This is a genomic window from Pseudomonas lundensis, from assembly GCF_002269125.1.
In the GTDB taxonomy this organism is placed as follows: domain Bacteria; phylum Pseudomonadota; class Gammaproteobacteria; order Pseudomonadales; family Pseudomonadaceae; genus Aquipseudomonas; species Aquipseudomonas lundensis_A.
In genome coordinates this window covers 1-22,930 of record NZ_NQKI01000018.1, presented here as the reverse complement: position 1 = coordinate 22,930, position 22,930 = coordinate 1, and the positions used below count along the sequence as shown (strand labels likewise).

Annotated in this window: 18 protein-coding genes; 6 read left to right on the top strand and 12 right to left on the bottom strand. The window is 53.9% G+C overall.

Annotated elements, in window-relative coordinates; genetic code table 11:
• Positions 1-18: 18 nt before the first annotated feature.
• Complete coding sequence (locus tag CJF39_RS12740; protein WP_094993740.1) at positions 19-1,401, bottom strand: alpha-amylase family glycosyl hydrolase; 1,383 nt, start codon at positions 1,399-1,401, stop codon at positions 19-21.
• Between the two features lie 48 nt (positions 1,402-1,449).
• The gene (treP, locus tag CJF39_RS12735) at positions 1,450-2,892 is read right to left on the bottom strand and encodes a PTS system trehalose-specific EIIBC component (protein ID WP_094993739.1); all 1,443 of its coding nucleotides are present in this window, start codon (positions 2,890-2,892) and stop codon (positions 1,450-1,452) included.
• A 267-nt stretch (positions 2,893-3,159) separates the two neighbouring features.
• Between treP and treR the strand changes: the two genes are divergently transcribed.
• On the top strand, positions 3,160-3,864 hold the full coding sequence (treR, locus tag CJF39_RS12730) for a trehalose operon repressor (RefSeq protein WP_094993738.1): 705 nt from the start codon (positions 3,160-3,162) through the stop codon (positions 3,862-3,864).
• Between the two features lie 517 nt (positions 3,865-4,381).
• Here the strand turns inward: treR and CJF39_RS12725 are convergent.
• Together CJF39_RS12725 and CJF39_RS12720 are read right to left on the bottom strand one after the other, a co-directional pair.
• Positions 4,382-9,274, bottom strand: a complete 4,893-nt coding sequence (locus CJF39_RS12725) for a DEAD/DEAH box helicase (RefSeq protein ID WP_047282259.1) — start codon at positions 9,272-9,274, stop codon at positions 4,382-4,384.
• A 181-nt stretch (positions 9,275-9,455) separates the two neighbouring features.
• On the bottom strand, positions 9,456-9,827 hold the full coding sequence (locus tag CJF39_RS12720; protein WP_047282258.1) for a plasmid mobilization protein: 372 nt from the start codon (positions 9,825-9,827) through the stop codon (positions 9,456-9,458).
• Between the two features lie 927 nt (positions 9,828-10,754).
• On the opposite strand from CJF39_RS12720, the gene trbJ reads away from it, so the two are divergent.
• From trbJ to CJF39_RS12700, 4 genes are read left to right on the top strand one after another with little or no spacing between them, the layout of a single operon-like run.
• Positions 10,755-11,561 carry a P-type conjugative transfer protein TrbJ gene (gene trbJ / locus CJF39_RS12710; RefSeq protein WP_094993737.1) on the top strand — a complete coding sequence of 269 codons (807 nt, stop codon included), beginning with the start codon at positions 10,755-10,757 and terminating at the stop codon, positions 11,559-11,561.
• Between the two features lie 2 nt (positions 11,562-11,563).
• Positions 11,564-11,734 (top strand): hypothetical protein, encoded by a 171-nt coding sequence (locus CJF39_RS23055; RefSeq protein ID WP_170942682.1) that lies wholly within the window; start codon positions 11,564-11,566, stop codon positions 11,732-11,734.
• 2 nt (positions 11,735-11,736) lie between these two features.
• Entirely contained in the window at positions 11,737-13,311 is a 1,575-nt protein-coding gene (trbL, locus tag CJF39_RS12705; RefSeq protein ID WP_094993736.1) for a P-type conjugative transfer protein TrbL, read from the top strand.
• Between the two features lie 29 nt (positions 13,312-13,340).
• Positions 13,341-13,535 carry a hypothetical protein gene (locus tag CJF39_RS12700; RefSeq protein WP_094993735.1) on the top strand — a complete coding sequence of 65 codons (195 nt, stop codon included), beginning with the start codon at positions 13,341-13,343 and terminating at the stop codon, positions 13,533-13,535.
• A 496-nt stretch (positions 13,536-14,031) separates the two neighbouring features.
• On the opposite strand, the gene CJF39_RS12695 is transcribed toward CJF39_RS12700, so the two are convergent.
• The 8 genes from CJF39_RS12695 to CJF39_RS12660 all read right to left on the bottom strand — a co-directional run bounded on the left by CJF39_RS12695 (position 14,032) and on the right by CJF39_RS12660 (position 22,421).
• Entirely contained in the window at positions 14,032-14,784 is a 753-nt protein-coding gene (locus CJF39_RS12695; RefSeq protein WP_094993734.1) for an ABC transporter ATPase, read from the bottom strand.
• Positions 14,771-15,667, bottom strand: a complete 897-nt coding sequence (locus CJF39_RS12690) for a helicase RepA family protein (RefSeq protein WP_094993733.1) — start codon at positions 15,665-15,667, stop codon at positions 14,771-14,773. Before CJF39_RS12690 ends, CJF39_RS12695 begins: the two co-directional genes overlap by 14 nt.
• A gap of 3 nt (positions 15,668-15,670) precedes the next feature.
• A complete protein-coding gene (locus CJF39_RS12685) occupies positions 15,671-15,901 on the bottom strand; it encodes a helix-turn-helix transcriptional regulator (protein WP_170942681.1) in 231 nt (76 codons plus the stop codon).
• Between the two features lie 306 nt (positions 15,902-16,207).
• On the bottom strand, positions 16,208-17,416 hold the full coding sequence (locus CJF39_RS12680) for a tyrosine-type recombinase/integrase (RefSeq protein ID WP_094993793.1): 1,209 nt from the start codon (positions 17,414-17,416) through the stop codon (positions 16,208-16,210).
• A 307-nt stretch (positions 17,417-17,723) separates the two neighbouring features.
• Complete coding sequence (gene guaA, locus CJF39_RS12675) at positions 17,724-19,301, bottom strand: glutamine-hydrolyzing GMP synthase (protein ID WP_094993731.1); 1,578 nt, start codon at positions 19,299-19,301, stop codon at positions 17,724-17,726.
• A gap of 102 nt (positions 19,302-19,403) precedes the next feature.
• On the bottom strand, positions 19,404-20,873 hold the full coding sequence (guaB, locus tag CJF39_RS12670) for an IMP dehydrogenase (protein ID WP_094993730.1): 1,470 nt from the start codon (positions 20,871-20,873) through the stop codon (positions 19,404-19,406).
• A 150-nt stretch (positions 20,874-21,023) separates the two neighbouring features.
• The gene (locus tag CJF39_RS12665; RefSeq protein WP_094993792.1) at positions 21,024-21,572 is read right to left on the bottom strand and encodes a sugar ABC transporter ATPase; all 549 of its coding nucleotides are present in this window, start codon (positions 21,570-21,572) and stop codon (positions 21,024-21,026) included.
• Between the two features lie 102 nt (positions 21,573-21,674).
• On the bottom strand, positions 21,675-22,421 hold the full coding sequence (locus tag CJF39_RS12660; RefSeq protein ID WP_094993729.1) for a sulfite exporter TauE/SafE family protein: 747 nt from the start codon (positions 22,419-22,421) through the stop codon (positions 21,675-21,677).
• An 80-nt stretch (positions 22,422-22,501) separates the two neighbouring features.
• Here CJF39_RS12660 and CJF39_RS12655 point away from each other — a divergent pair.
• Positions 22,502-22,930: exodeoxyribonuclease VII large subunit (locus CJF39_RS12655; RefSeq protein ID WP_170942680.1), on the top strand; the 429-nt coding region annotated here is incomplete at its 3' end.

Sequence of the window (22,930 nt, the reverse complement as noted above, 5' to 3'; positions counted from 1 at the left end):
TGCAAGGCTGAATGCGCGTCAGGACTGCACGTGCAGGACGAACGATTCGTAGGGCCTTAACGTGATGCGCCGCGTTCGCTGCGGGCAGTCGTCGTAGTTGCTGATGAGTACACGCTGCGGCATGTGCTCGCTGATGACCTCAGCAGGCAATTCGATATCGCAGGGCATGCCGTAAAAGTTGTTGAGCACCAGTAATCGCTCGTCATCGCCCTCGCGCAGGTAGGCCCAGACGTGCGGGTGCTCCAACAATAACGGGTGATATTTGCCGTGTTGCAGTAACGGCTCAGCGCGACGTAAGGCAATCAGGTGGCGGTAGTGGTGCAACACCGAAGACGGGTCATTGCGCTGGTCTTGGACCGTGATGCGGGCGGCATTGTCAGGCAGGTCTATCCAGGGCCGGGCGCTGCTGAAACCCGCATTCGGCTGATGGTCCCATTGCATCGGGGTGCGGCCGTTGTCCCGCGACTTTTGCATGATCGCGGCCATGCACCCGGCATGGGTCTCGCCTGCGTCGCGCTTGAGGCGGTAGATGTTCAAGGTTTCGACGTCGCCGTGCACCCACTTTTGTTGGTTTGGGTAGTCCACCTTCAAGTAATGAAAATTGAACGTCATCGACAGCTCACGGCTCTGCGGATTCGAGTAACGGATGCAGTGTTGCAGGGAGGTCGAAGACATCTCGCCGACGCTGACCAGATCGTGCCCGGCGAACACCTCGCGGTGCATCTCTTGCAGGTAGGCGTGCACACGCGGGCCATCGGTGTAAAAACGGCGGCCGTCGCTGTCATCCTGGGCAAAATCGGCGGGCTTGGAGATCAGGTTGATGACGTCCAGACGGAAACCGCCCACGCCTTTGTCGCGCCAGAAGCGCATCAATTTATAGACCTCGGCGCGCACCGTGGGGTTGTCCCAATTGAGGTCGGCCTGGGTGTGGTCAAACAGGTGCAGGTAGTACTGGCCAGTCTGCGCTTCGTACTCCCACGCTGACCCGCCAAACTTGGAATGCCAGTTGTTTGGCTGGTCGCGCCAGATATAAAAGTCTCGATACGGGTTGTCGAGGCTGCTGCGGGCTTGCTGAAACCAGGGGTGTTCCGTGGAGGTGTGATTGACCACAATATCGAGCATCAACTTGATGCCCCGGGCACGGGCTTCGAGAATCAGCAGCTCGCAATCGGCCATGCTGCCGTAGCTCGGATCAATGGCGTAGTAGTCGCTGATGTCGTAGCCATTGTCCCGCTGGGGCGAACGCAGAAACGGCGTCAGCCACAGGTAATCGACCCCCAGCCATTGCAGATAATCGAGCTTGTCGACCACCCCCAGCAAATCGCCCGTGGCATTGCCGGCGTGACTGTAAAAACTCTTGGGGTAGATCTGGTAGATCACCGAACGCTGCCAGTCGTGCATATCAAGTTCCTTGCTTTGCTCTGCGTCATTGCCGGCAAATGACGGAAGTCAGGCCACGCGGAAACCGGGGCGGATGATTTTCATGTTCAGGACACAGGTCAGGACGAACGGCACCACGATGGCCACGAGCATCCCGATCACGAACATGGGGATGTGTTGAGGGATGATCGAGATAAAACCGGGCAAGCCGCCGACACCTATTGCCGAAGCCTGGACCTGATTTAACGACAGGAAAATGCTGCCCAGTGCCGACCCTGTGAGCGCCGCATAAAACGGGAATTTGTAACGCAAGTTGATGCCGAACATGGCCGGTTCGGTGATTCCGAAATAGGCCGAGACTGCCGAGGTGGAGGCCATGCTGCGCTCACGCACATTGCGGCTCATGTAGAAAACCCCGAGTGCCGCGCTGCCTTGCGCCAGGTTGGACATCACAATCATCGGCCAGATAAAGGTGCCGCCCTGCGTGGAGATCAACTGCAAGTCGACCGCGAGGAACATGTGGTGCATGCCGGTAATCACCATAGGGGCATACAGCAGGCCAAAAATCAGGCCGCCGATCAGGGGGGCCAGATTGAACAGCGTGACCACGCCCTCGGTGATCAAAATACCCAGGTGCCGCGTTACCGGGCCGATGATTGCCAGCGCCAGCACACCGGTAATGACGATGGTCGTTATCGGCACGACCAGTAATTGAATGGCATTGGGCACCCGCGCACGCAACCATTTCTCGATCACGCTCATCACATAGGCGGCCAGCAGGATCGGCAGGATTTGCCCTTGATAGCCGACCCTCTCGATCTGGAACAGACCAAAAATGTCGAAGTAGGGAAGGCTTTGACCCTCCAGCCCGGCCACGGCCTTGCCATAGTTCCAGGCATTGAGCAGGTCGGGGTGGACCAGCATCAGGCCCAGCACAATGCCCAGGATTTCACTGCCGCCAAATCGTTTGGCTGCCGACCAGCCGACCAGCGCGGGCAGAAATACAAAGGAGGTATTGGCCATCATGTTGATCAGGCTCCACAGCCCGTCCAGCTTGGGGTAGGCCTCAAGCAAGGTCTGACCTTCGATGAACATGCCCTTGGCGCCGATCAGGTTGTTGATGCCCATCAACAGGCCGGCAATGATCAGCGCGGGGAGAATCGGCATGAACACATCCGAAAACACCCGTACAAGACGCTGCATGGCGTTGGCCTTGTCGACGCCCTTTTGTTTGACGTCAGCCAGGGTGGCAGCCGCCAGCCCGGTTTGCTCGCGTAAGGCGGCATACACCTTTTCGACGTCGCCGGGGCCGATCACGATTTGAAACAACCCGCCGTTGAAGAAAGACCCCTTGACCAGATCGATCTGATTGAGCGCTGCACTGTCGACCCGATTCACGTCTTTTAGCGCCAGGCGCAGACGCGTGACGCAGTGCGCAGCCTGTTCGATGTTGTCGGCACCACCGAGGCTTTTTAGCAGCTCGCTGGCGATGGATGAGTAATCGTGGCTCATGCCGTATCTCCCGCTTGTCATTATTTTTATGGCGCGTCGTTGAGGCAGCACGCTGAAACGAAAAATACTCGTCTGTACCAGTTAAATTAATAACTGGTACAGACGAGTTGAGTTATTTTATTTTTCATTCGCGGGCACAGGATTGAGTCTGAGAGGACGTTCTGAAAACTGCGTATGAAGACTCCCAATCCTTTATGAGACTTGCGCTGCCTGAGCCCTGCCCTTAAGGTTCGGGCCCTGAGCACCCATCGGCATAGAGCCATCGCCATGACCAAATACAACCAGATCTATAGCGATCTGCTTGCCAGCATTACCACTGAGCGGCTGCAACGCGGTGCCCGCCTGCCCTCGGAAGCAGAGCTGATGACCACCTACGACGCCAGTCGCGGCACGGTGCGCAAAGCGATTGAGCAACTGCAGGAGCGCGGTTTTGCGCACAAGGTGCATGGCAAAGGAACGTTTGTACTGTCTTCCAGCCCGATTGAATTTCAACTGGGTGGCATCGTCAGCTTTCAAGAAACCTGGCCGCGGCTGGGTGAAAACGTCAGCACCGATGTCGTCGAGTTCAGCCAGGTTGCCCTCGAAGGAGCCCTGCACAAGCACATTGATGCCGAGGCAGGTAGCGCCATCACCCGCATCAAACGGGTCAGGCGCATCGATGGCAAACGCGTGATTCTGGACATCAACCACTTCGTGACCGACCTGATCCCGGGGCTGGACGAAGGCATCGCCCAGCACTCGATTTATGCCTATATCGAACAGCAACTGAAGCTGCAAATCAGCTACGCCCAGCGCACCATCGAAGCCGTGCCGCGCAGCCAGGACGATCAGCAACACCTGGACATGGACGGCCAAAGCCATGTGATCGTGGTCAGCAACCAGACGTTTTTGCAGGACGGCCGGCAGTTTGAGTACACCGAGTCGCGGCACACGCTGGACAAGTTTTACTTTTCCGATGTGGCGCGGCGCTAGGTCGTTCACTCACTGGTTGCGCGCAGGCTTGCTCTCCTCAGTGACCAGGCCCCGGACAGCCGAACAGTGACCACCCGGAGAAACAAAAAAGGCGGCCAACACTGAGTGTTGACCGCCTTTTTCACATCGAACCGGTTAACCGGCCAGACTTACCCACTCTATTATCAAGTGCCTGCTTAGCCCCAGTAAAATAAGAGTCCGAAAGGTACTCACGATTTAAAAACCATGAAAAATACCATTTAGAATCAAGCCGAATTACTGGATGCTTAGTTCAGCCTCCTTGACAGCAAAGACAGAACAAAGCTGACGTTCAAGAACCGCCAACTCATCGGCACCACCATCAAGGCGGACTTCGGTGAGCAATTCAGCTGCGTACTACGGATCAGTCTGGAACAAATTTTCCATTGCTTCATCGTGGCTACGATCTATCAAAATTCACCTGTCCATTAGCGACGATGCAATCCATAGGACGCTGAGCCAGCATCCAAGCCGGCATCAACATCTCAAGCTCGCAGAATCAGATATCCAGGGCAGGTAATCCGTTCACGATCCCCATGGTTTTCAGACTGACAGTCACGACACGTTGGAACAGCTCCAGTGGGTACTTGGGGTTGTCCATGGTTTCGATGGCCCAATCGTTGGCGTCGTTGACGATGCCGCTGGCTTTGTCGGTGCGCACTGCTTGGCGCTCCATCACCCAGTCGAGTGCGGCCTTACCATTGACCACGTAATCCCATGCCCCCTCGGGGATGCCTTTAAGGGTGATGCGGTGGTTGTAGATGACGGTGGTCTTGTCACCCTTCTTGGCAAACTTCATATTCTCCACTCGGTAATCAGCGTTGGTGAGCGCGCCCTTGGATTCGATGGTCAGCGGGTATAGCTCGACGGTTTCGTAGTTCAAGTGAAGGTCGGCCAGGTCGCGGCCGGCTTTACTGAAGGCCCAGAAGTCTGCAGCTTTTTTGACTGCCGGAATGCGCGGCAGCTCCTTACTCAGGTTGTCAGCAAAGCTTTCACGGTAGTCCGAGGAATGCAGGACGCCGTAGACGTAGTAGAACAGGTCTTGCTTGCTTATCTGCTCGCTGGGATAGGCCACTTGAAAGTGAGCCAGGCCAGCGTCCGTGATGGCATCCTTACGGGTATAGCCCGTTTTGCAGGCGCCGGACTTGACGGCTTTTTCGCTGAACAGATCGTCCGTGCCATCAAAATTAATCTGGTCGCTTTCTGCCGCGGACTCGTACAAATACATCGGAAAGCATTGGCCATTTGCTAAAAATTGCTTTTCAGGAAGTACATTAGAGGCAAGGGCCGAAAATTGCTTGCTCATTCCAACGCCATGTACACATATAACAATATTTCCAGTATCTGGCGTAGGAAAAAAACGGGGCATTAAGTGATGTGACCAATTCCACATCTTGCTTGAATAATGCCAATACCTTGAAAACGGGCGATATTGCCAAACTCTAAGAACACTAGGATCGAAAGAATAATCCAGTCCTTTTGCCAACTTTTTTATGACATCTGAAGACCATTTAATCCTTGGATCACTGCGCTTGATTTTTTTCTCAACCTCTTCTGCCGGCAGGCCGGAATATTTCAACAACTCCTCCTTATAGGCAGCCACCGTACCTCTTACAACTTGCTCAAGAGTTTTTTTGGAAGAATTATATATCCAAGAGTCTCTATTACTAAGAACACCGATAGAATATGTAGTGAAAATTACAGATTCGCTTTTCGATGATTTATTCCCTATAGAGATATGGTTATTAAATGATGTATCTCTTTGCTTGATCCAATCACCATGCTCGTCGGGGACTACATGCTGCCAGCCAGGAATACCGGCAACACTGGCATAGCTGACAATCTTCTCCAGCTTATCTTCGCGGCTAAGACAGTCGCCAATATCGTGGAAGTTGATCTGCCCGTGAGCCTCCGCTTCGGGGTTTTTGACTAACAGAGAAATGGCAATGGGGGCACGACTTCCACTGCCAAAAATCTTGCCGCCTTCCTTACGGGAGGTTTCGCCGCTGGTACGCTGGTTTCCGCGCAGGTGAAACACATAAAGGCTGGAGAACTCTTCCGCCAAGCAAAGGCGTAGTCCGTCAGCAGAATTGGAGTCCAGAAATCCAGCATTTGTGACAAACCCAATTATCCCTGCATTACCGATGCGGTCTGAGGCCCAGCGAATAGCACGAATATATGAATCATAAGCCTTACTCTTGCCCATTTTATTTGAAGATCTATTAACGTATGTTTCTTCTATACGCTTATCTAATGATGGGTAGCTTATATTGGCGGCGTCATCATTCTCGCTTTTCTGTCCCGCAGAATAGGGCGGATTGCCCACAATCACCCGAATATCCAACGCTTTCTGCCGCTTGCGACGGGCACTGTTGTCCTCCAGCAGGGCGTCTACCAGGTCGTCCTTCTCATACATCTGGAAGGTGTCGGTCAGGCAGATACCTTCAAACGGGGTGTATTCTTCGTTCATTTCGCCATGGTAGGCCGCTTCGATGTTGATGGCGGCGATGTAGTAAGCCAACAGAACCAGCTCGTTGGCGTGGATCTCGTGTCTGTATTTGTGCGGCAACTCATTCGGTTTGATCAGGCCCGACTGGATCAGGCGGGTAATGAAGGTGCCTGTGCCAGTGAACGGGTCGATGATGTGGACGCCTTTACTGCCGAGGGTCTGGCCGAACTCCTGTTTCAGAAGGTGGTTGACGCTGTGGAGGATGAAGTCCACCACCTCGACCGGGGTGTAAACGATACCCAAGCGCTCGGTCATCTTGGGGAAGGCGTTGCGGAAGAACTTGTCGTATAGCTCGACAATAATTTTTTGTTTGCCGTGTGCGTTGTCGATGCCCGCAGCGCGTTGACGCACGCTGGCGTAGAACTTCTCTAGAGTGTCAGTTTCCTTGGCTAGTTGATGCTCGTGGAGCGCGTCCAGCACGCCTTGCATGGCCTTGGACATTGGGTTGTGGCTGGCAAAACTGTATTCATCAAACAGCGCATCAAACACCGGCTTGGTTACCAAGTGCTGGGCGAGCATTTCGACAATCTCGCCATCGCTGATGCTGTCGTTGAGGTCGTCACGCAGCTCGGTGGCGAAGGCATTGAATGCCGCATTTTCCTGAGTGTTGCATGGGTTCGCCAAGATGCCTTGGATACGGTCGATATGGGTGCGGGCGATCTTGGCGATGTCGTTGGCCCAGTCTTCCCAGTGGTGGCGGTTACCACATTTCTCAACGATCTTGGCGTAGATAGCTTTTTCGATCTCACCCACTTCGTAGGTCAAATCAGCCTGTTGGGTCATCTGGCCTTCGGCATCGTGTTTTTTGCTACCGATGCCGAATCCACCTTTGCCGGCCTTGCCGTTGCTCGTGCCACTGCCTTTCTTCGACTTCTTATCGACCTTGTCAGTGATGGCGATAACTTCCATCTTGCGTGGGTCTGATCCGATCAGATCAAGCTTATTAACCATCGCGTCGAAGCTGTCATCATGGGAGCGCAGCGCCTGGAGCACCTGCCAAACGACCTTGTATGTCTGGTTGTCGTTAAGTGCTTCGTGGGGTTCCATACCAGCCGGAATGACCACGGGTAGCACGACATAGCCGCGTTTCTTGCCTGGGGCGTTGCGCATCACCCGGCCTACTGACTGCACAACGTCCACCTGGGAGTTACGCGGGGTAAGGAATAGCACTGCATCCAAGGCAGGTACGTCTACACCCTCAGACAAGCAGCGCACATTACTGAGGATGCGACAGGTGTTGACCGGAGCCTCTTCCTTAAGCCAGTCGAGTTTGGCTTCTTTCTGGCTGGCATTCATGCCTCCATCGACGTGCTCGGCTTCGCAAATGATGCGTGAAGCCTCATCTATTTCTTCCGACTCCTGGTAAGCCTCCACCACCGACTTAAACATACTGGCGATATTGATAGAGCTGACCTTGTGCTTGGTGCCCTTATAGTTGGGTGCGATGACTTGGCAGAAGGCCACGGCACGCTTCATGGGCTGATCATCGCCTACTAGGTTTTCTGCTAGCCCTTGCTTGGCCAGCGCTTTCCAGCAGCCGACGATTTTGGCGGCATCATCCACCTTGAGCTGGTTGTCTTCGTCTTTCAGCAAGTCTTGAAGGCGGCGGCTGATGGCGCTTTCTTCAACAGTGAGCACCAGCACCTTGTAGTCGGTGAGCAAGCCACGCTGAACAGCCTCGGAGAAGTTGATGACAAACAGCTCTTTGCCGTACAGCGCTTCATCGTCCATCGAGCAGAGGGTGACTTCGCCTGACTCGGCTTTGATCTTGGCGTTGTCGCCATAAATACGGGGCGTGGCAGTCATGTACAGGCGCTTGGCTGCGCGGATGTAGTCGGCATCATGGATACGTACGAAAGTGCTTTCATCATCCTCGCCGAAGGTGGCGCCGGTTGTACGGTGCGCTTCGTCGCAGACCACTAGGTCAAACGCTGCTAGGTCATATTCGTGCTGGGCGCGGCTGATCACATCGATGGAGTGATAAGTCGAGAACACCACGCTCATATGCTCGCCGTCATGGCGCTTGAGCATTTCTGCCGCGAGGCGATCCGCCTTGGTGGTGGCCGGGTAACGCAGCTCATGGGTGAACACCTGTACGGTGTCTTCATCGGCCTTACGCTTCTTGCCCACGTCGCTGTCGGAGCACACGGCAAAGCTGTGGAGCGGCGTTTCGCTTTCCTGCGTCCACTCGGTTAGCGTCTGCGACAGCAATGACAGACTCGGCACTAGGAACAGTACACGCTTGCCCTTGCCAGCTAGCTTTTCAGCAATCTTGAGGCTAGTAAAGGTTTTGCCAGTGCCGCAGGCCATGATCAGCTTGCCACGTTCGGCATCTTTGAGGCCGGCAGCGGTTGCATTCAGTGCGGTCTGTTGATGATCCCGCAGTTGTTTACGCGCCTTCAGGGCAACAGGCTGGTTGGGTTGGTATTTGGCCCAGTCAATTTGGCTGTCTTCCAAGGCTTGCAAGTCGATCTTGTTGATTGACTGGTGCTGACCCTGCAATGCGTCCTCGGCGTGTCCGCTCCAGTTATTGGTCGTGGTGACGATGATACGATGCGAGAACGGTGCTTTTCCCGAGGCGGTGAAGAAGCTATCGATATCCTTCTTCTGGACGCGATAACCCTCAGCGTACAGCTTGCACTGGATGGCGTGGTATTCGCCGGTACCTTGGGTACGCGCCACCAAGTCGATGCCGGTGTCGCGACCGTCCTGCCCATGCTCCTTAGCCCAGTCGCCGTACATCCACACCTTGTCGTACAGATCGCGATAGGTAGCCTCATTGCGCAGGTAGGCGCATATTAGCTCTTCGAAGTAGGTGCCTTTTTCGCGTTCGGTAACTGAGGCGGTACGGTACGATTCCAAAAGCGTAGCAAGAACCGACATGTGCATTTCCTTTCAAGGCGGCTAACAGAAGAGAAATGCGGCATTCTAGCAATTGAATGCTGCCTCAGCGCGGGATTATCACCACAAAGATCCAGCTTAAAGCCCCGCTACTCCCATCAGTCCTACTACTCGATTGGATTGCACAGTCCAGAGAAAGAAAAGCAGCACATATGGGCTATCGCTATCTTCGAGCAAAGACGATAGCACTCATTTTCTCTCGGACTCCTGCCTGCAATTCACGAAACTCGATCATCATCCGCTCAATCTCGATTGGCCTTGCGCCGTGGCCGTTTTTTTCCACAAGCCATAGTTTCAGCAAGCCCGCGACCCGACCCAAGTCGCCGTTGACTTTAGCGAGATCGGCCACCGCCTTCAGATCAACGACCGAACGGATTGGCGTGCTCAAGCCAAGGGCGCGAAGATAACCGGACCGAGACAAACCAGCTTCGTTAGCTTTCTCTGTGATCGCCGACTTCTCCTCGTCAGAAACCCAAACCTCGATTGGCTTGCTGCGTCGACGAGCCGGGGCCTTTTCTTTGGTGTCGCCTGTCATGATTGCCCCCTGTTTTTACCACTGCACTTTTGCTCTTAGACGCGGCAGCGGCTGCCTGCCTCGCGAGCGAGATCCGTTGAGCCGAAGGCGAATAAGAGGAGGGGTTGAACGGGGGCGGGCTTGCCCGTACCCGTACAACACACATCTTGCCTTCGGTTATTAGGCAACTCTATCCAACTTACAAACCAATCGCGCCGAGTTGCGTTAATTTTACTTAAGTTGCCTTAAGTTGCCTTAAGTTGCCTTAAGTTGCCTTAAGTTGCCTTAAGTTGCCTTAAGTTGCCTTAAGTTGCCTTGAGACAGCTCCCCACCTAATTAAGTTGCGCCAACCTCCATTATTTCTTCTTGCATACCTATACTAGCCATAGGAATTAAAAACACAGGACTGACATGTGAGCACCCAAAACAAAACACTCGGAATAGACACACAGGCTAGACGTGGGGACGGCCGCGCATCATTCATAGCCATCGCGAACAAAATAAAAAGCAAGGTTAATTAAGGCTATTCCTTGATATGGATTCATGAGGCTTTCTCGGTCCGCCTAAAATCTGGCTATACACAATTTACAAAATATCTAACTCGACATATAAAACATAACAACCCCACTTCCTACTCAAATGCACAGCGCGTCTTGTGATTATTACTCCAGTGGTCCGCTGCGCGTACTCCTGCGAGTGAAATACAAAACCACACCAAAAACACCAAATGATATCCGCACGCAATTACTTAGCGTAGCTTTTTCGATGAATCTGACGTAGGTATAACCACCAAATAAATTCAGCATTAAAAATAGCGACCAGCCTACAGAATTCATTCTGGGCTCCATATTTTTTGTCCATCAAATGTCCATCAACTGACACACTCTTTCCTTATCAAAATAAACGACGATAATGAAAGACAACCAAACAACAAAGTGAAGATCACCAATGAAAAATAAACAACTAAAAATCAAGCCAACCCTTAGCTCATTAATCGCACACAAAAAACCATTAATTAATACCTTTATCGCTTCGATACTCGGTAGCTGCCTGTACATTTCTACAAACACACCCGCCTACGCCATTTATTGCTCCAACTGCTCGACATTTTATCAACAAATGTTTGAGTACGCAGAAGCAGTCAACACAACGCTGCACACAGCCGAACAACTCTCAACGCAAATCCAACAATACAACAACATGATCACACAAGGACTTTCGTTGCCTAACAGTATGTTTATCAGCATTAACAATGATATGGAGCGAGTGGCCAACATCTATAACCAAGCGCAGTCTCTAGGCCGAAACGTAGAGAGTATCGAAACTCAGTTTAACGCGCAGTATCCTGATTATGAAAAACACTTAAACAACTTCTACCAGTCGAGCGGCACAGCTTCTAGCAGCACATCGGAACAGTTCAAAATATGGGCAAGCAAAGGGTTTGATAGTGTCAAAACTGCAATGAAGTCGGCAGGCATGAACATCAGTACCTTTGCCGATGAAGACGCACACCTAAAACAACTAGTGAATCGTTCTCAGTCGTCGGCAGGTCGAATGCAAGCAATTCAAGCCGGAAACGAAATTGCCGTCTCCAATGTGCAGCAACTCCAAAAACTGCGTGACTTAGTGGCGACTCAAATCACCGCACAAGCTAATTACCTGGCTCTTGAAACGGACCGTCAAGCAACCAGTGATGCAGCTGCCGAGCAGTTTCAAGCCCGCCCCAATACTCGCGGTCCATCTCGAGGGTTTTGATCATGACAATTTCAAAATGGTTTCTGACTGCTCTACTCGCTGCATCTGGAGTTAGTGGCGCAATTTTAAATAACGTGATTTCAAACGTAAATGGTTGCTCAGAAGCCTCTGAGAAAACCGTAAATAAATTCCAAGAACGCCCAAATATTCGCGGCCAGTCTCAGGGATTTTAATTATGAGAAAATTAGCGATTTACGCAATAATTTTAGTAGCACTACTTCCCTTCGGCAGTGCAATCGCTGCTGAACTTGACTTGGCACAAAGCAACACATCAATGACTGGACTTCTACAATTAATACAGCAGGCATCTAACAGTTGGGGGCCTCGCCTTCATGGCAATGCCGTTACTGTATTTTGGAGTTTGGCTCTTATCCAATTTATATGGACATTTGTCCCACTGATCTTCAAACAGGCGGATTTCGGAGAGCTAATCGGGGAATTGATCCGATTTATTATGATAATCGGATTTTTCAACATCCTTCTTGACCACTCAACAGAGTGGACCGGATACATAATTAGCAGCTTCAGGCAAGCAGGCGCGCACGCAGCAAACTTACCAACCCCTGAGCTAATGCCGGGTGATATGTTTGCTATGGCGGTTGATTTTTCGCGGGCAATCCTAAGCGGAATAAGTTTTTTTAATGGGTCACTAAATTTTGTTGTTGCCTTAGCTGGCCTCCTTGTTCTTCTCTGCTTTTCGTTCATTGCAGCGTTTGTCTTTGTGACCTTGATCGAAGCTTACGTTGTTATAAATGCCGCTGTTTTGTTTATGGGCTTTGGCGCATCACAATGGACGCGGGAGTACACCTTAGCCATTGTTCGCTATACCGTTTCTGTGGGTGCCAAGTTATTTATGGTGACACTCATAGTTGGTCTTGTTCTGACAGTCGCAGAGCAATGGCGAGCTGCATATATCAATGATGAGGCGTCTCTTATGACCTTGATTGGGTTGTCGTTGGTCTGTGCCTATCTGACAAAAACCATCCCCGAATTGATAGCGGGCATGATTAACGGCTCGTCTATGGGTGGTGGCACCGGGATTGGTAGCATGGCTACTACAGCAATAGCAGCCGCAGTAACAGCTACAGCGTCAATTGCAACAGCAGGTGCGGCAGTGGCGGGAGGACTTGGCGCTACCGGTAGCAAGACAGGTGAAGCAGTTGGTGGGTTAGCCAACTCGATCAACTCTAGCTTTACCGGTGGTAGTGCCACCGGAGCTGGTGGTTCTGGCTCAGCCCGCACTGAGCCATTTGGCGCTAGCCTCGGCTCCAGTACTGGTGGCAGCTCTGCCGCCAAATCGGCTGGTGCCAAAGCTGGCGGTAGTAACTCCGGCGTCCCTAACGTTAGCGGCTCAGGACCACAACCAAGCGAATGGGTGAAACAGTCCAGTAACTCGGCTCAAAGACATAACAATACCAAAGGCAGCGCAGGTGAGGGGCAACCGCAGGCGACCCCACAAGGCGTTCAGGGCGGCAGCAGCTCGCCGCATACCTCTCAGCAGGAGGGTAGCGGCATCAGTGGGCATCAGGTGGCCAATGCGCTGACCCGTGGCGCTGGCATTCTGGCGGCTATATCCGTACCTGGAATGGAACATGCCGCGACTATGGGTGGTGAATTCGGGAGCAATCAACCCCAGGTCGATAGCGGTTTCGCTAACGAACGCAGCAGCGTTAACAGTATTGAAGTAAGTGAGACGCCTAACATCATCCGCCCGACTCAAGAGCCAGCGGCAGCACCTACGCCATCCTAATACAACACTGAAAAACCGGAGTTTTCCTAATGATCGAATTTATCCTTTTTTGTGTGGCTGCTACTTCTTACGCTTTTGGGATGCACTTCCTTGGCCGCTGGCTGCAATTACGTGGCCATGGCGCAAAACTTGAAGCTGTTGGGAAACATTACTATGCGGTGCAGTGGCGGATTAACTCGCTTCTCCTGCCTATGGCCAATGTCATGTTCAAAAGGAGAAAGTAGTTAACTTATCTAGTTGCCATACCCAAGCCTCGCGCAGACAAGGCTTGGGTATGTGAGGTTTTTTTTGACACCAAAAGGAGGGGCAGGCGGCTGCGTCTATTACACACACTTGTACTCTGTAAGATTACTCAGTGGACGACAAGCTACACAGCCCATACTTGCGCGTCCTCCACTTAACGTGGCTGGAATTAAGGCTATTTTGCCTGTCTCACACGGTCGATGATGCTCTGCCTTTCCTTTTGGTGTAAAACTAAACGCTCTGGCATCACGGTCTGTCAGGTGCGCTGATGGTGTGTATTCGACGGACAGACTCTTTACTGGCAATGAGGCCATAAACCGACCGGCAAGGCCTGACCGCGCCTCAAGCGCGGGCTGCGCCGCGCAGGTACTGACTATCCTGAGTATCCTGCTACTTCCGGGCGGGTATGCGACGTTTCGGGCGGGTATGCGACGCCATCAGGCGGGTGTACGACGCTATCGGGCGTCTGTGCGACGCCTAACAGTCGCTGGTACGTCTTTTCCTTATGCGGATGCCGTCAAGAACTAGTCCAATAGCCCATAATCCAGCCGAGTCCTTTTTCAGCCTGAATCGTGCATCACGCATGGCTTTACTGGGCAGATTCCCGGCCACGGCAACGATTAGTGTGTCCAGATACCAACCACCTGTTGGTTCTATTTTATGGCTCAAAACGTGCCGTGCGATGGCCTGACTGATGCCATGATATAGACGGGCAATGGGGGTAGGGTCGTAATACAAACTCAAGTCATGTTCAAGCAGCATAACCAGCGCAACTCCAAGCCGCACACGCCATAGACTCCGCTCACCTCCTGTAAGCGGATCGGGACGCTTCAGCTCTGAAGGGATTACGTGATCAATCAATCCACCTATGATTGGGAAATCGAATTGCGGCGTTTCGATTGTGATTGTCGCAGCTCGCAGCTCAGCCAAAAGCTTTCTCATCTGAGTGAAGCTATAGCCGCTGTCGGACAGCGTTTTCCGCACGCGGGCAGGGTCAACCAAAAGCTCAATGCCTCCGTCTGAGACATCACGTCGACGCTCCGCTCGATACAGAAGTGCCTCAACAATATCAGCGTGCCGCTGACCTAGCCTACCGGTCACACGGCAGCGACCGAAAGATGTATCCATCCAGCCGCCTTGGCTCCAGCGCGGGCGCTGGCTAGGCTGATAAAGCATTACCCGTGCCTGCGCCGTAGTACTGGTTGGGGTTACAGCATTACCACCGCTCATCGTCGCGACCTTTTACTGTGCGCAAGACGCCCTCCTTCTTAGCCTCCATAAGTTCTACCGGCAATAGCACTCCGCCGTCGTGCTGTAAGTACCAATGGTCAACCGGCGTTACTGAATAGTTTTGTTTAGATACGCCGAAACGCACAAATAAGCGTCGCCTGTCATTGTAGATAGGCTGTCTATCAAAGGAGCGATCACTTAGACACTTGGCCTCGTCCTCGGTCATCTTCGCGACGAATCCGCACCACCGGGCATTGTCGATCAGAGCCGACGCGCCACGCGCCGCCTGCTGCTGGTCTGTTTGGCCCTCTCGGGCACTGCCTTTGCTAACGTGGTGCAGGTATAAGACAGAAGCTCCGGTGTTAGCTGCTATGTGCTCCAGAGTGGCGACAAGCTGCGCCATATCGCCATTGCTATTTTCATCAAGACAATGAATTCGACTCAAGGTATCCAGCACAATCAGCCGAGCATTTCCGCAAAACTTGATGACACGGGCAAGGTGCTCCTTATCCATCACATTCAGACGCTTGCCCATGATCGGTTCAACCGTCAAGTTATCCGCGATGGCTTGACGAGCCTGCGGATCTAAATGCTTGCCTATAGAGTGAATTCGGCCCACCAATGCGATCTCTGGGTCCTCTCCGGCAAAATAGATAACTCGACCTCGCCTTTCAGGGGCGAGCCCGACTAAATCGCCTCCAGCAGCCTTGCCGTCGACGGCTGCACCGCATGCAACGGACATTGCAGCTTCCAGCGCCCAAAAACTCTTCCCTGTTGCCCCGGGAGCTACTAGTGCTCCAACTGTCCCTGCTAAAAATCCAGGCCATATGAAGTCCAGTGCTGGAGGTTCATTTTCGAACGCTACAAGTAGATCAATTGCCATAGCTCATACCCCGATCCCCGGGCGAGTGGCTGAGCCAGACTCCCTACAAGTATCAATCCACGCCTCAACCTCGGACAAATCCCATACAACCTTACGGCTGCTAATCGCGATCCGACGCGGAAATTTCCCATCTCTCTCGAAGTTGTAGATCGTGCGCTCGCACAACGGGATGATCGCCAGCAATTGCTTTTTGCTGATGAGGACTTTGTTCCTTTTTTCCGATTCCTTTGTCACACCAAATACCTCGACTGCTCTATAGCGAGGCTCGATTATTGCCCTACAATGCTGGTGCATTCCAGCATGAATATTTAATTTTATATATATAAATCAGTAAGTTACTGCCCATAAAACGTTGAGTTTTCGGACAGAAATCCACGGGTAATGTTTTGTTTTTATAGGCTTTTTGCCTGTTAGTATTTCGACAAATAACGTGTCCATTAACTAGGGGTTTTACGGGCAAAAAAAAGCCCACCGAAGGTGGGCGATTGACTGTACTTCAAGCTAATGGCGCGAAACTCAGAACATCACATGGTGGTAAAGTCAGTCGTTTAGGGCTGCTTTTTTCAGGGTCCAGCCATCGATCATATCGGCCCAATCCTGCTGCATATCCCGGCGTTGGTCACGATACTCAGCCTTGTTGTAGACGGCCCGCACGCCCTTCTGCTCGTGCGCAAGACACTTCTCAATCCAGTCTGAGTTGTAGCCGGCTTCATGCAGCAGCGTGCTTGCTGTCCGTCTCAGGTCGTGTGGCCCAAACTTAGTCAGTGGCTTTCCTTCTTTCTGCGCAAGTCGATAAGTAAGCGTAAGCACCTGATTAATCGTTGCGGTACTCATTGGTAAATCAGAATCGTATCGGGAGGGAAGGACGTAATCTGAACCACCGGCGAAAGTCTTCAATGCGATGAAGAAATCCAATGCTTGTCTGGATAAGAACACCAAATGGGAATTGCGCCGTTTCATCCGTTCCTTTGGAATGGTCCAAAGAGCTTCGGTGAAGTTGATCTCATTCCAGGTTGCATTTGTCAGCTCACTTTTGCGTACCATTGTTAACAGCAGCAACTTCGCCGCAGCTCTCACAGATGACGCGGTGCCAATACGGTCCATGTATTGGTACATCAAAGCGATTTCATCAGGTGTCAAAGTGCGGTCACGTGGCTCAAATTTTGCGATGCTCGCAGAACGTACTAGATCGGCGGGATTCTCAACCTTCTGACCACGCTCGATTGCCCAACGGAAAACCTGCATCACGATCTCACGGGAGTGCACCGCCGTTGCTGGTGCACCTCGTTCCACGATTACATCAGTTAGCGTTCGTAGGTCCTCATGGTTGATTTCGACCAGTTTCTGATTGCCAAAGTGCGGTTTGAGCTCGCGCTCGTAGACTGATCGGCGCATGTCACGCGTCGAGTCGGCCATTTGATACCCGCGTAGCCATTTCTCGGCCCATGCATCAAACGTCTCTGCTCCTTTGGTACGAGCCTTATCACGGGCCTTCTCCTTGGCCGGTGATTTACCAGCCGAAACCATCTTTTTGGCCTCACCCAAACGCTCTCGAGCTTCCGCAAGTGTGATGCCACCCACGCCATAGCGGCCGAACGTAATGGTCTCCTGACGGCCGTTGATGGAGTAGTTGTAGCGAAATGAGATTGATCCCGCAGCAGTGACAGCGACGTAGAGTCCATCTCGGTCGTTCACTTTGTAGAGCTTTTCTTTCGGCTTGAGGTTACGCAGCTTGGTATCGGTCAGCATGGCAGTCATGGATTCCATGGAAAAAATACCATGCTCAGAAAGCACTCATGCACCACGATAAAACCCAATGAAACCGGGCTGATGATGAGATTTGATACCATGCCCTCTCCTACGAAGGCGACATGGTATCGAGCACCAAGCATGGCATTTGGCTCAGTCAATGCCCCGTACCATGCCACATAAACACGGTGCTTGGCGATGCACAAAGCTGCCAGAATTTGCCAGACCCAAAAAGCCAAAAGCCCGCAATTACGCGGGCTTCAGGGTGTTTATTGCTGCTTGGTGCCGGTCAATGCCGGACGTCCAATCATTCCCACTCAATCGTTGCCGGCGGCTTGCTCGACACGTCGTAGGTGACGCGGGAGATGCCTTCGATTTCGTTGATGATGCGACCGCTTACGGTTTCCAGCAGTTCGTAAGGCAGGTGCGCCCAACGCGCGGTCATGAAGTCGATGGTTTCTACCGCACGCAGGGCCACAACCCAGGCGTAACGACGGCCGTCGCCCACAACACCTACCGACTTCACTGGCTGGAACACCACGAATGCCTGGCTGACTTTGTGATACCAGTCCGCCTTGCGCAGTTCTTCGATGAAGATGTGGTCAGCACGACGCAGGATGTCGGCGTATTCCTTCTTCACTTCACCCAGGATGCGCACACCCAGGCCCGGGCCCGGGAACGGGTGACGGTAGACCATGTCGTACGGCAGGCCCAGTTCCAGCCCCAGACGACGCACTTCGTCCTTGAACAGCTCGCGCAGAGGTTCAACCAGCTTGAGGTTCATTTCTTCCGGCAGGCCGCCCACGTTGTGGTGCGACTTGATGACGTGTGCCTTGCCGCTTTTGGCGCCAGCCGACTCGATCACGTCCGGGTAGATGGTGCCTTGGGCCAGGTACTTGATGTTGTCCAGCTTGCAGGATTCGGCATCGAACACGTCGATAAAGGTACGGCCGATAATCTTGCGCTTTTTCTCAGGATCGGATTCGCCAGCCAGGTTGTTGAGGAACTGGTCTTCAGCGTTGGCGCGAATCACTTTGACGCCCATGTTCTCTGCGAACATGGCCATCACTTGCTCGCCTTCGTGCAGGCGCAGCAGGCCGTTGTCGACGAACACACAGGTCAGTTGGTCGCCAATGGCCTTATGCAGCAAGGCCGCCACGACCGAGGAGTCCACACCGCCCGACAGACCGAGCAACACGTTGTCGGAGCCTACCTGGGAACGGATGTTGGCGATGGCGTCTTCAGCGATCTTCGATGGCGTCCACAGGGCTTCACAGCCGCAGATGTCGAGGATGAAGCGCGACAGGATGCGGCCGCCCTGCTTGGTGTGGGTCACTTCCGGGTGGAACTGAACGCCGTAGTAGCCGCGTTCGTCGTTGAACATACCGGCAATCGGGCAGCTCGGGGTGCTGGCCAGAATGTGGAAGTCAGAAGGCATTTTGGTGACTTTGTCACCGTGGCTCATCCATACGTCCAGGCCGAACAGGCCGTCGGAGTCGATGTGGTCTTCAATGCCGTCGAGCAGGCGGCTTTTACCGACTACGTCTACACGGGCATAACCGAACTCACGCAGCTCGGAACCTTCAACCTTGCCGCCCAGTTGCTCGGCCATGGTCTGCATGCCGTAGCAGATGCCGAATACCGGTACGCCCAGATCGAACACGGCCTGCGGTGCGCGCGGGCTGTTGGCTTCGTGAACCGACTCCGGGCCGCCTGCCAGGATGATGCCTTTTGGGGCGAACTCGCGGATCGCGGCGTCGTCCATGTCGAACGGGTGCAGTTCGCAGTAAACACCGATCTCGCGCACGCGGCGGGCAATCAGCTGGGTGTACTGGGAACCGAAGTCCAGGATCAGGATGCGGTGAGCGTGAATGTCGAGGGCCATGACAAAATCTCGATTAATTTCAGAAACGACACGGGGCTGAATCAAACAGCCCCGGTTACTTAATTCGCATCGCACCCGGCACTGGCCTGGGTGCGATAACTATCAACCTACGCGATAGTTTGGCGCTTCCTTGGTGATCTGCACGTCATGGACGTGAGATTCAGCCATGCCGGCACCTGTGATACGCACGAACTCTGGCTTGGTACGCATTTGCTCGATGTCGGCGCTGCCGGTGTAACCCATCGAAGAACGCAGACCGCCCATCAGTTGGTGAATGATCGCTGTCAGCGAGCCTTTGTACGGTACGCGACCTTCGATGCCTTCCGGCACCAGCTTCTCGGCACCCGCAGAAGAGTCCTGGAAGTAACGGTCAGACGAACCCTGAGACTGCGACATCGCACCCAGCGAACCCATGCCGCGATAGGCCTTGTACGAGCGACCCTGGAACAGCTCGATCTCGCCCGGTGCTTCTTCAGTACCGGCAAACATCGAACCCATCATCACGCAGGACGCACCGGCCACGATGGCCTTGGACAGGTCACCCGAGAAACGGATGCCGCCATCGGCGATCAGGGGAACGCCAGTGCCTTCAAGGGCAGCAGCCACATTGGCAATCGCGCTGATTTGCGGAACGCCAACACCGGCCACGATACGGGTGGTGCAGATCGAGCCTGGGCCGATACCGACCTTGACCGCGTCAGCGCCCGCTTCGGCCAGCGCCAGCGCCGCAGCGCCGGTGGCGATGTTGCCGCCAATCACCTGAACCTCAGGGAAGTTCTGCTTGACCCAACGTACGCGGTCGATCACACCTTTGGAGTGACCGTGCGCGGTATCAACAACGACAACGTCTACGCCGGCAGCAACCAGCGCTGCAACGCGATCGGCGGTGTCTTTGCCGGTGCCGACCGCAGCGCCCACACGCAGACGACCTTGATCGTCCTTGCTGGCCAACGGGTAAGCCTTGGCTTTTTCGATGTCGTTAACGGTCATCATGCCTTTGAGGGCAAATTTGTCGTCAACGATCAGGACGCGCTCGATGCGGTGCTTGTGCAACAGCTCGCGGGCTTCTTCTTTGTCGGCACCTTCCTTGACGGTGACCAGACGCTCTTTAGGCGTCATCACATCGCGTACGGAGGCTTCCAGACGGTTTTCAAAGCGCACGTCACGGGAGGTCACGATACCGACCAGGTCGCCATTTTGCAGGACCGGAACGCCGGAGATGTTGTGCTGACGGGTCAGTTCGAGCAATTCACGGACGGTTGCATCCGCCTCGATCGTGATGGGCTCTTTAACCACACCGGCTTCGAAGCGCTTGACCTTGCGGACTTCGTGAGCTTGCTGCTCGATGGTCATGTTCTTGTGGATGATACCGATACCGCCTTCCTGAGCCATGGCGATTGCCAGACGGGCTTCAGTTACGGTGTCCATTGCGGCGGAAACCAGCGGAATATTCAGTTCAATGCCACGGGTCAAACGAGTCTTGAGGCTGACTTCGTTCGGGAGAACCTCGGAATAACCGGGGACGAGAAGGATGTCATCGAAGGTGAGTGCTTCTTGGCTGATACGCAGCATCGCTGGGGCTCCCGAGCGGGAAAATGGAAGCGCGCCATTGTACTTAAAACACCTGTGCGGCTCAACGGAAACCTTTAGAGAGTTTTGCGCTAAGGGTCAATGATTTGCTGACTCCCAAGGCAGAAAAACGCCCTGGCACCGGCACAAGCGTTAAAGCTCCACCTTCACCCACGCCACCGGCTGATCCAGCCAGTCAGCAAATTCATCCAGGAAGCTCTGCTTGAAACCCGCTTCGGCCCAATTATTAAAGATGAACCCCAGATTGGAGAACGCGCACGGCTGCAAGAACAGGAAGCCATTGATGTCATCTTCATGGCCACATAACGGGCACGTGAAGTTGTCTGTACGCCCCGGCATCCAGTCTTCAAGGCTTTCGAACAACGCCTCACCGACTTCCTTGCGGCACTCGGCGCATCCGGCCTCTTCAAGAAACCCCTTGGCCGGGGTATAGATGCAGCGCTTGGTAATGATTTCCAGGCCATTGACCGGTTCCGCGAACGGCAGCGCCTCGGGATGAAGCACGACGTCGGCAGCCCCCGGCGCGATCGCATGGGCCATGCCGTTGCCGGTGCGGCCGCACGTGGTCAGGGCTTCCTCAATGATGTTCTTGCGCACCAACCAGCGCACGATCGCGCGGGCGCGCGGCTCATGAACCGGCAAGGTGGATATTTTGGGGACGATGATGCTTTGCGAATTCATGACAAACGACACGTATAAAAAAGAAAACAAAGCCAAAAGTGTAAACACTGGCGCAGGCTGCTGGGTCTCAGGGGGCGCAGCTTAAAGCCTGATCCCCTGAGGTCAAGCGCTCAAGTAGCGGACGATCAGCGCGATGCCGCTGGCCAGCACCAGCCATGTCACCAGTCGCACAAAGGCCTCGCGGGACAATTTGCGCGTCAGTCGTCGCCCTGCCCATAGCCCAAGCGCCATTGCCGGTAACAGACACACGGCCAATAGCAGCAGAGCGCCATCGGCGTACACCCCGGCAATCACAAACAAGCTCAGGCGCACCACCGTGCTGCAACTGATCAACGCACTTTGCGTGGCCCGCGCCGCCTCTATGGGCAAACGTGCATTGAGGTACAGCGCATACAAAAAGCCACCGCTGCCAAACAATGCACCAAATAATCCGCCCACGGTGCCGGTCGGAATCGCCCAACCGGCAGGCACGTGCTTCGGCCGTACCTTCACGGCCAAGCTATAAACCGCATACGCGCTGATGAATATTCCCATCAGCAGCAGTAATAAATCTGACTTGAGGTTCAGCAGAAACACCACCCCGACAACACAACCCAACGCCATACAAGGGAGTAAACGTAAAAGTTCGAGACGCGCCACGTCGCGACGCGCAGGCAACCAATTGCCAAATGCCGCTACACAATCAAGCAACACCAGTAGCGGGATTATTTTCGACAGGGGAAGGCACAGGATCAACAGCGGTCCCGCCACCAGCGCCGTGCCGAACCCGGCTACGCCAAACACGATGTACGCCAGTGCAATGGCCAGCTCCAGCAACAGCCACTCGCTCCCGGTATAAGGCAGATCCATGGGGCAACTTCCTTGTTTTTAGTGCGCGGACTGTAACCAGATACGTGCAGTCATAACAATCCGCCCTTATGATGGCCGACATGATTAAAGACCCCTTTGCAAGACTCAATCTCGACCGCGAAGTCCTGACCGTCAGCCAGCTCAACGGCCGAGCCCGGGTGTTGCTCGAAGACGTGTTCAGCAACATCTGGGTCGAAGGCGAAATCTCCAACCTCGCCCGCCCGGCGTCCGGCCACGTGTATTTCACACTCAAAGACAGCGGCGCTCAGGTGCGCTGCGCGCTGTTTCGCAACAATGCTGCCCGCGTGCGCCAAGCATTAAAAGACGGCCTGGCGGTCAAGGTGCGCGGCAAGGTGTCGTTATTCGAAGGCCGGGGCGATTACCAACTGATCCTCGATACCGTTGAACCCGCGGGTGACGGCGCGCTGCGGTTGGCCTTTGAGGCACTGAAAGAAAAGCTCAGCGCCGAAGGCCTGTTCAGCGCTGAACGCAAGGTTGCCCTGCCCGCC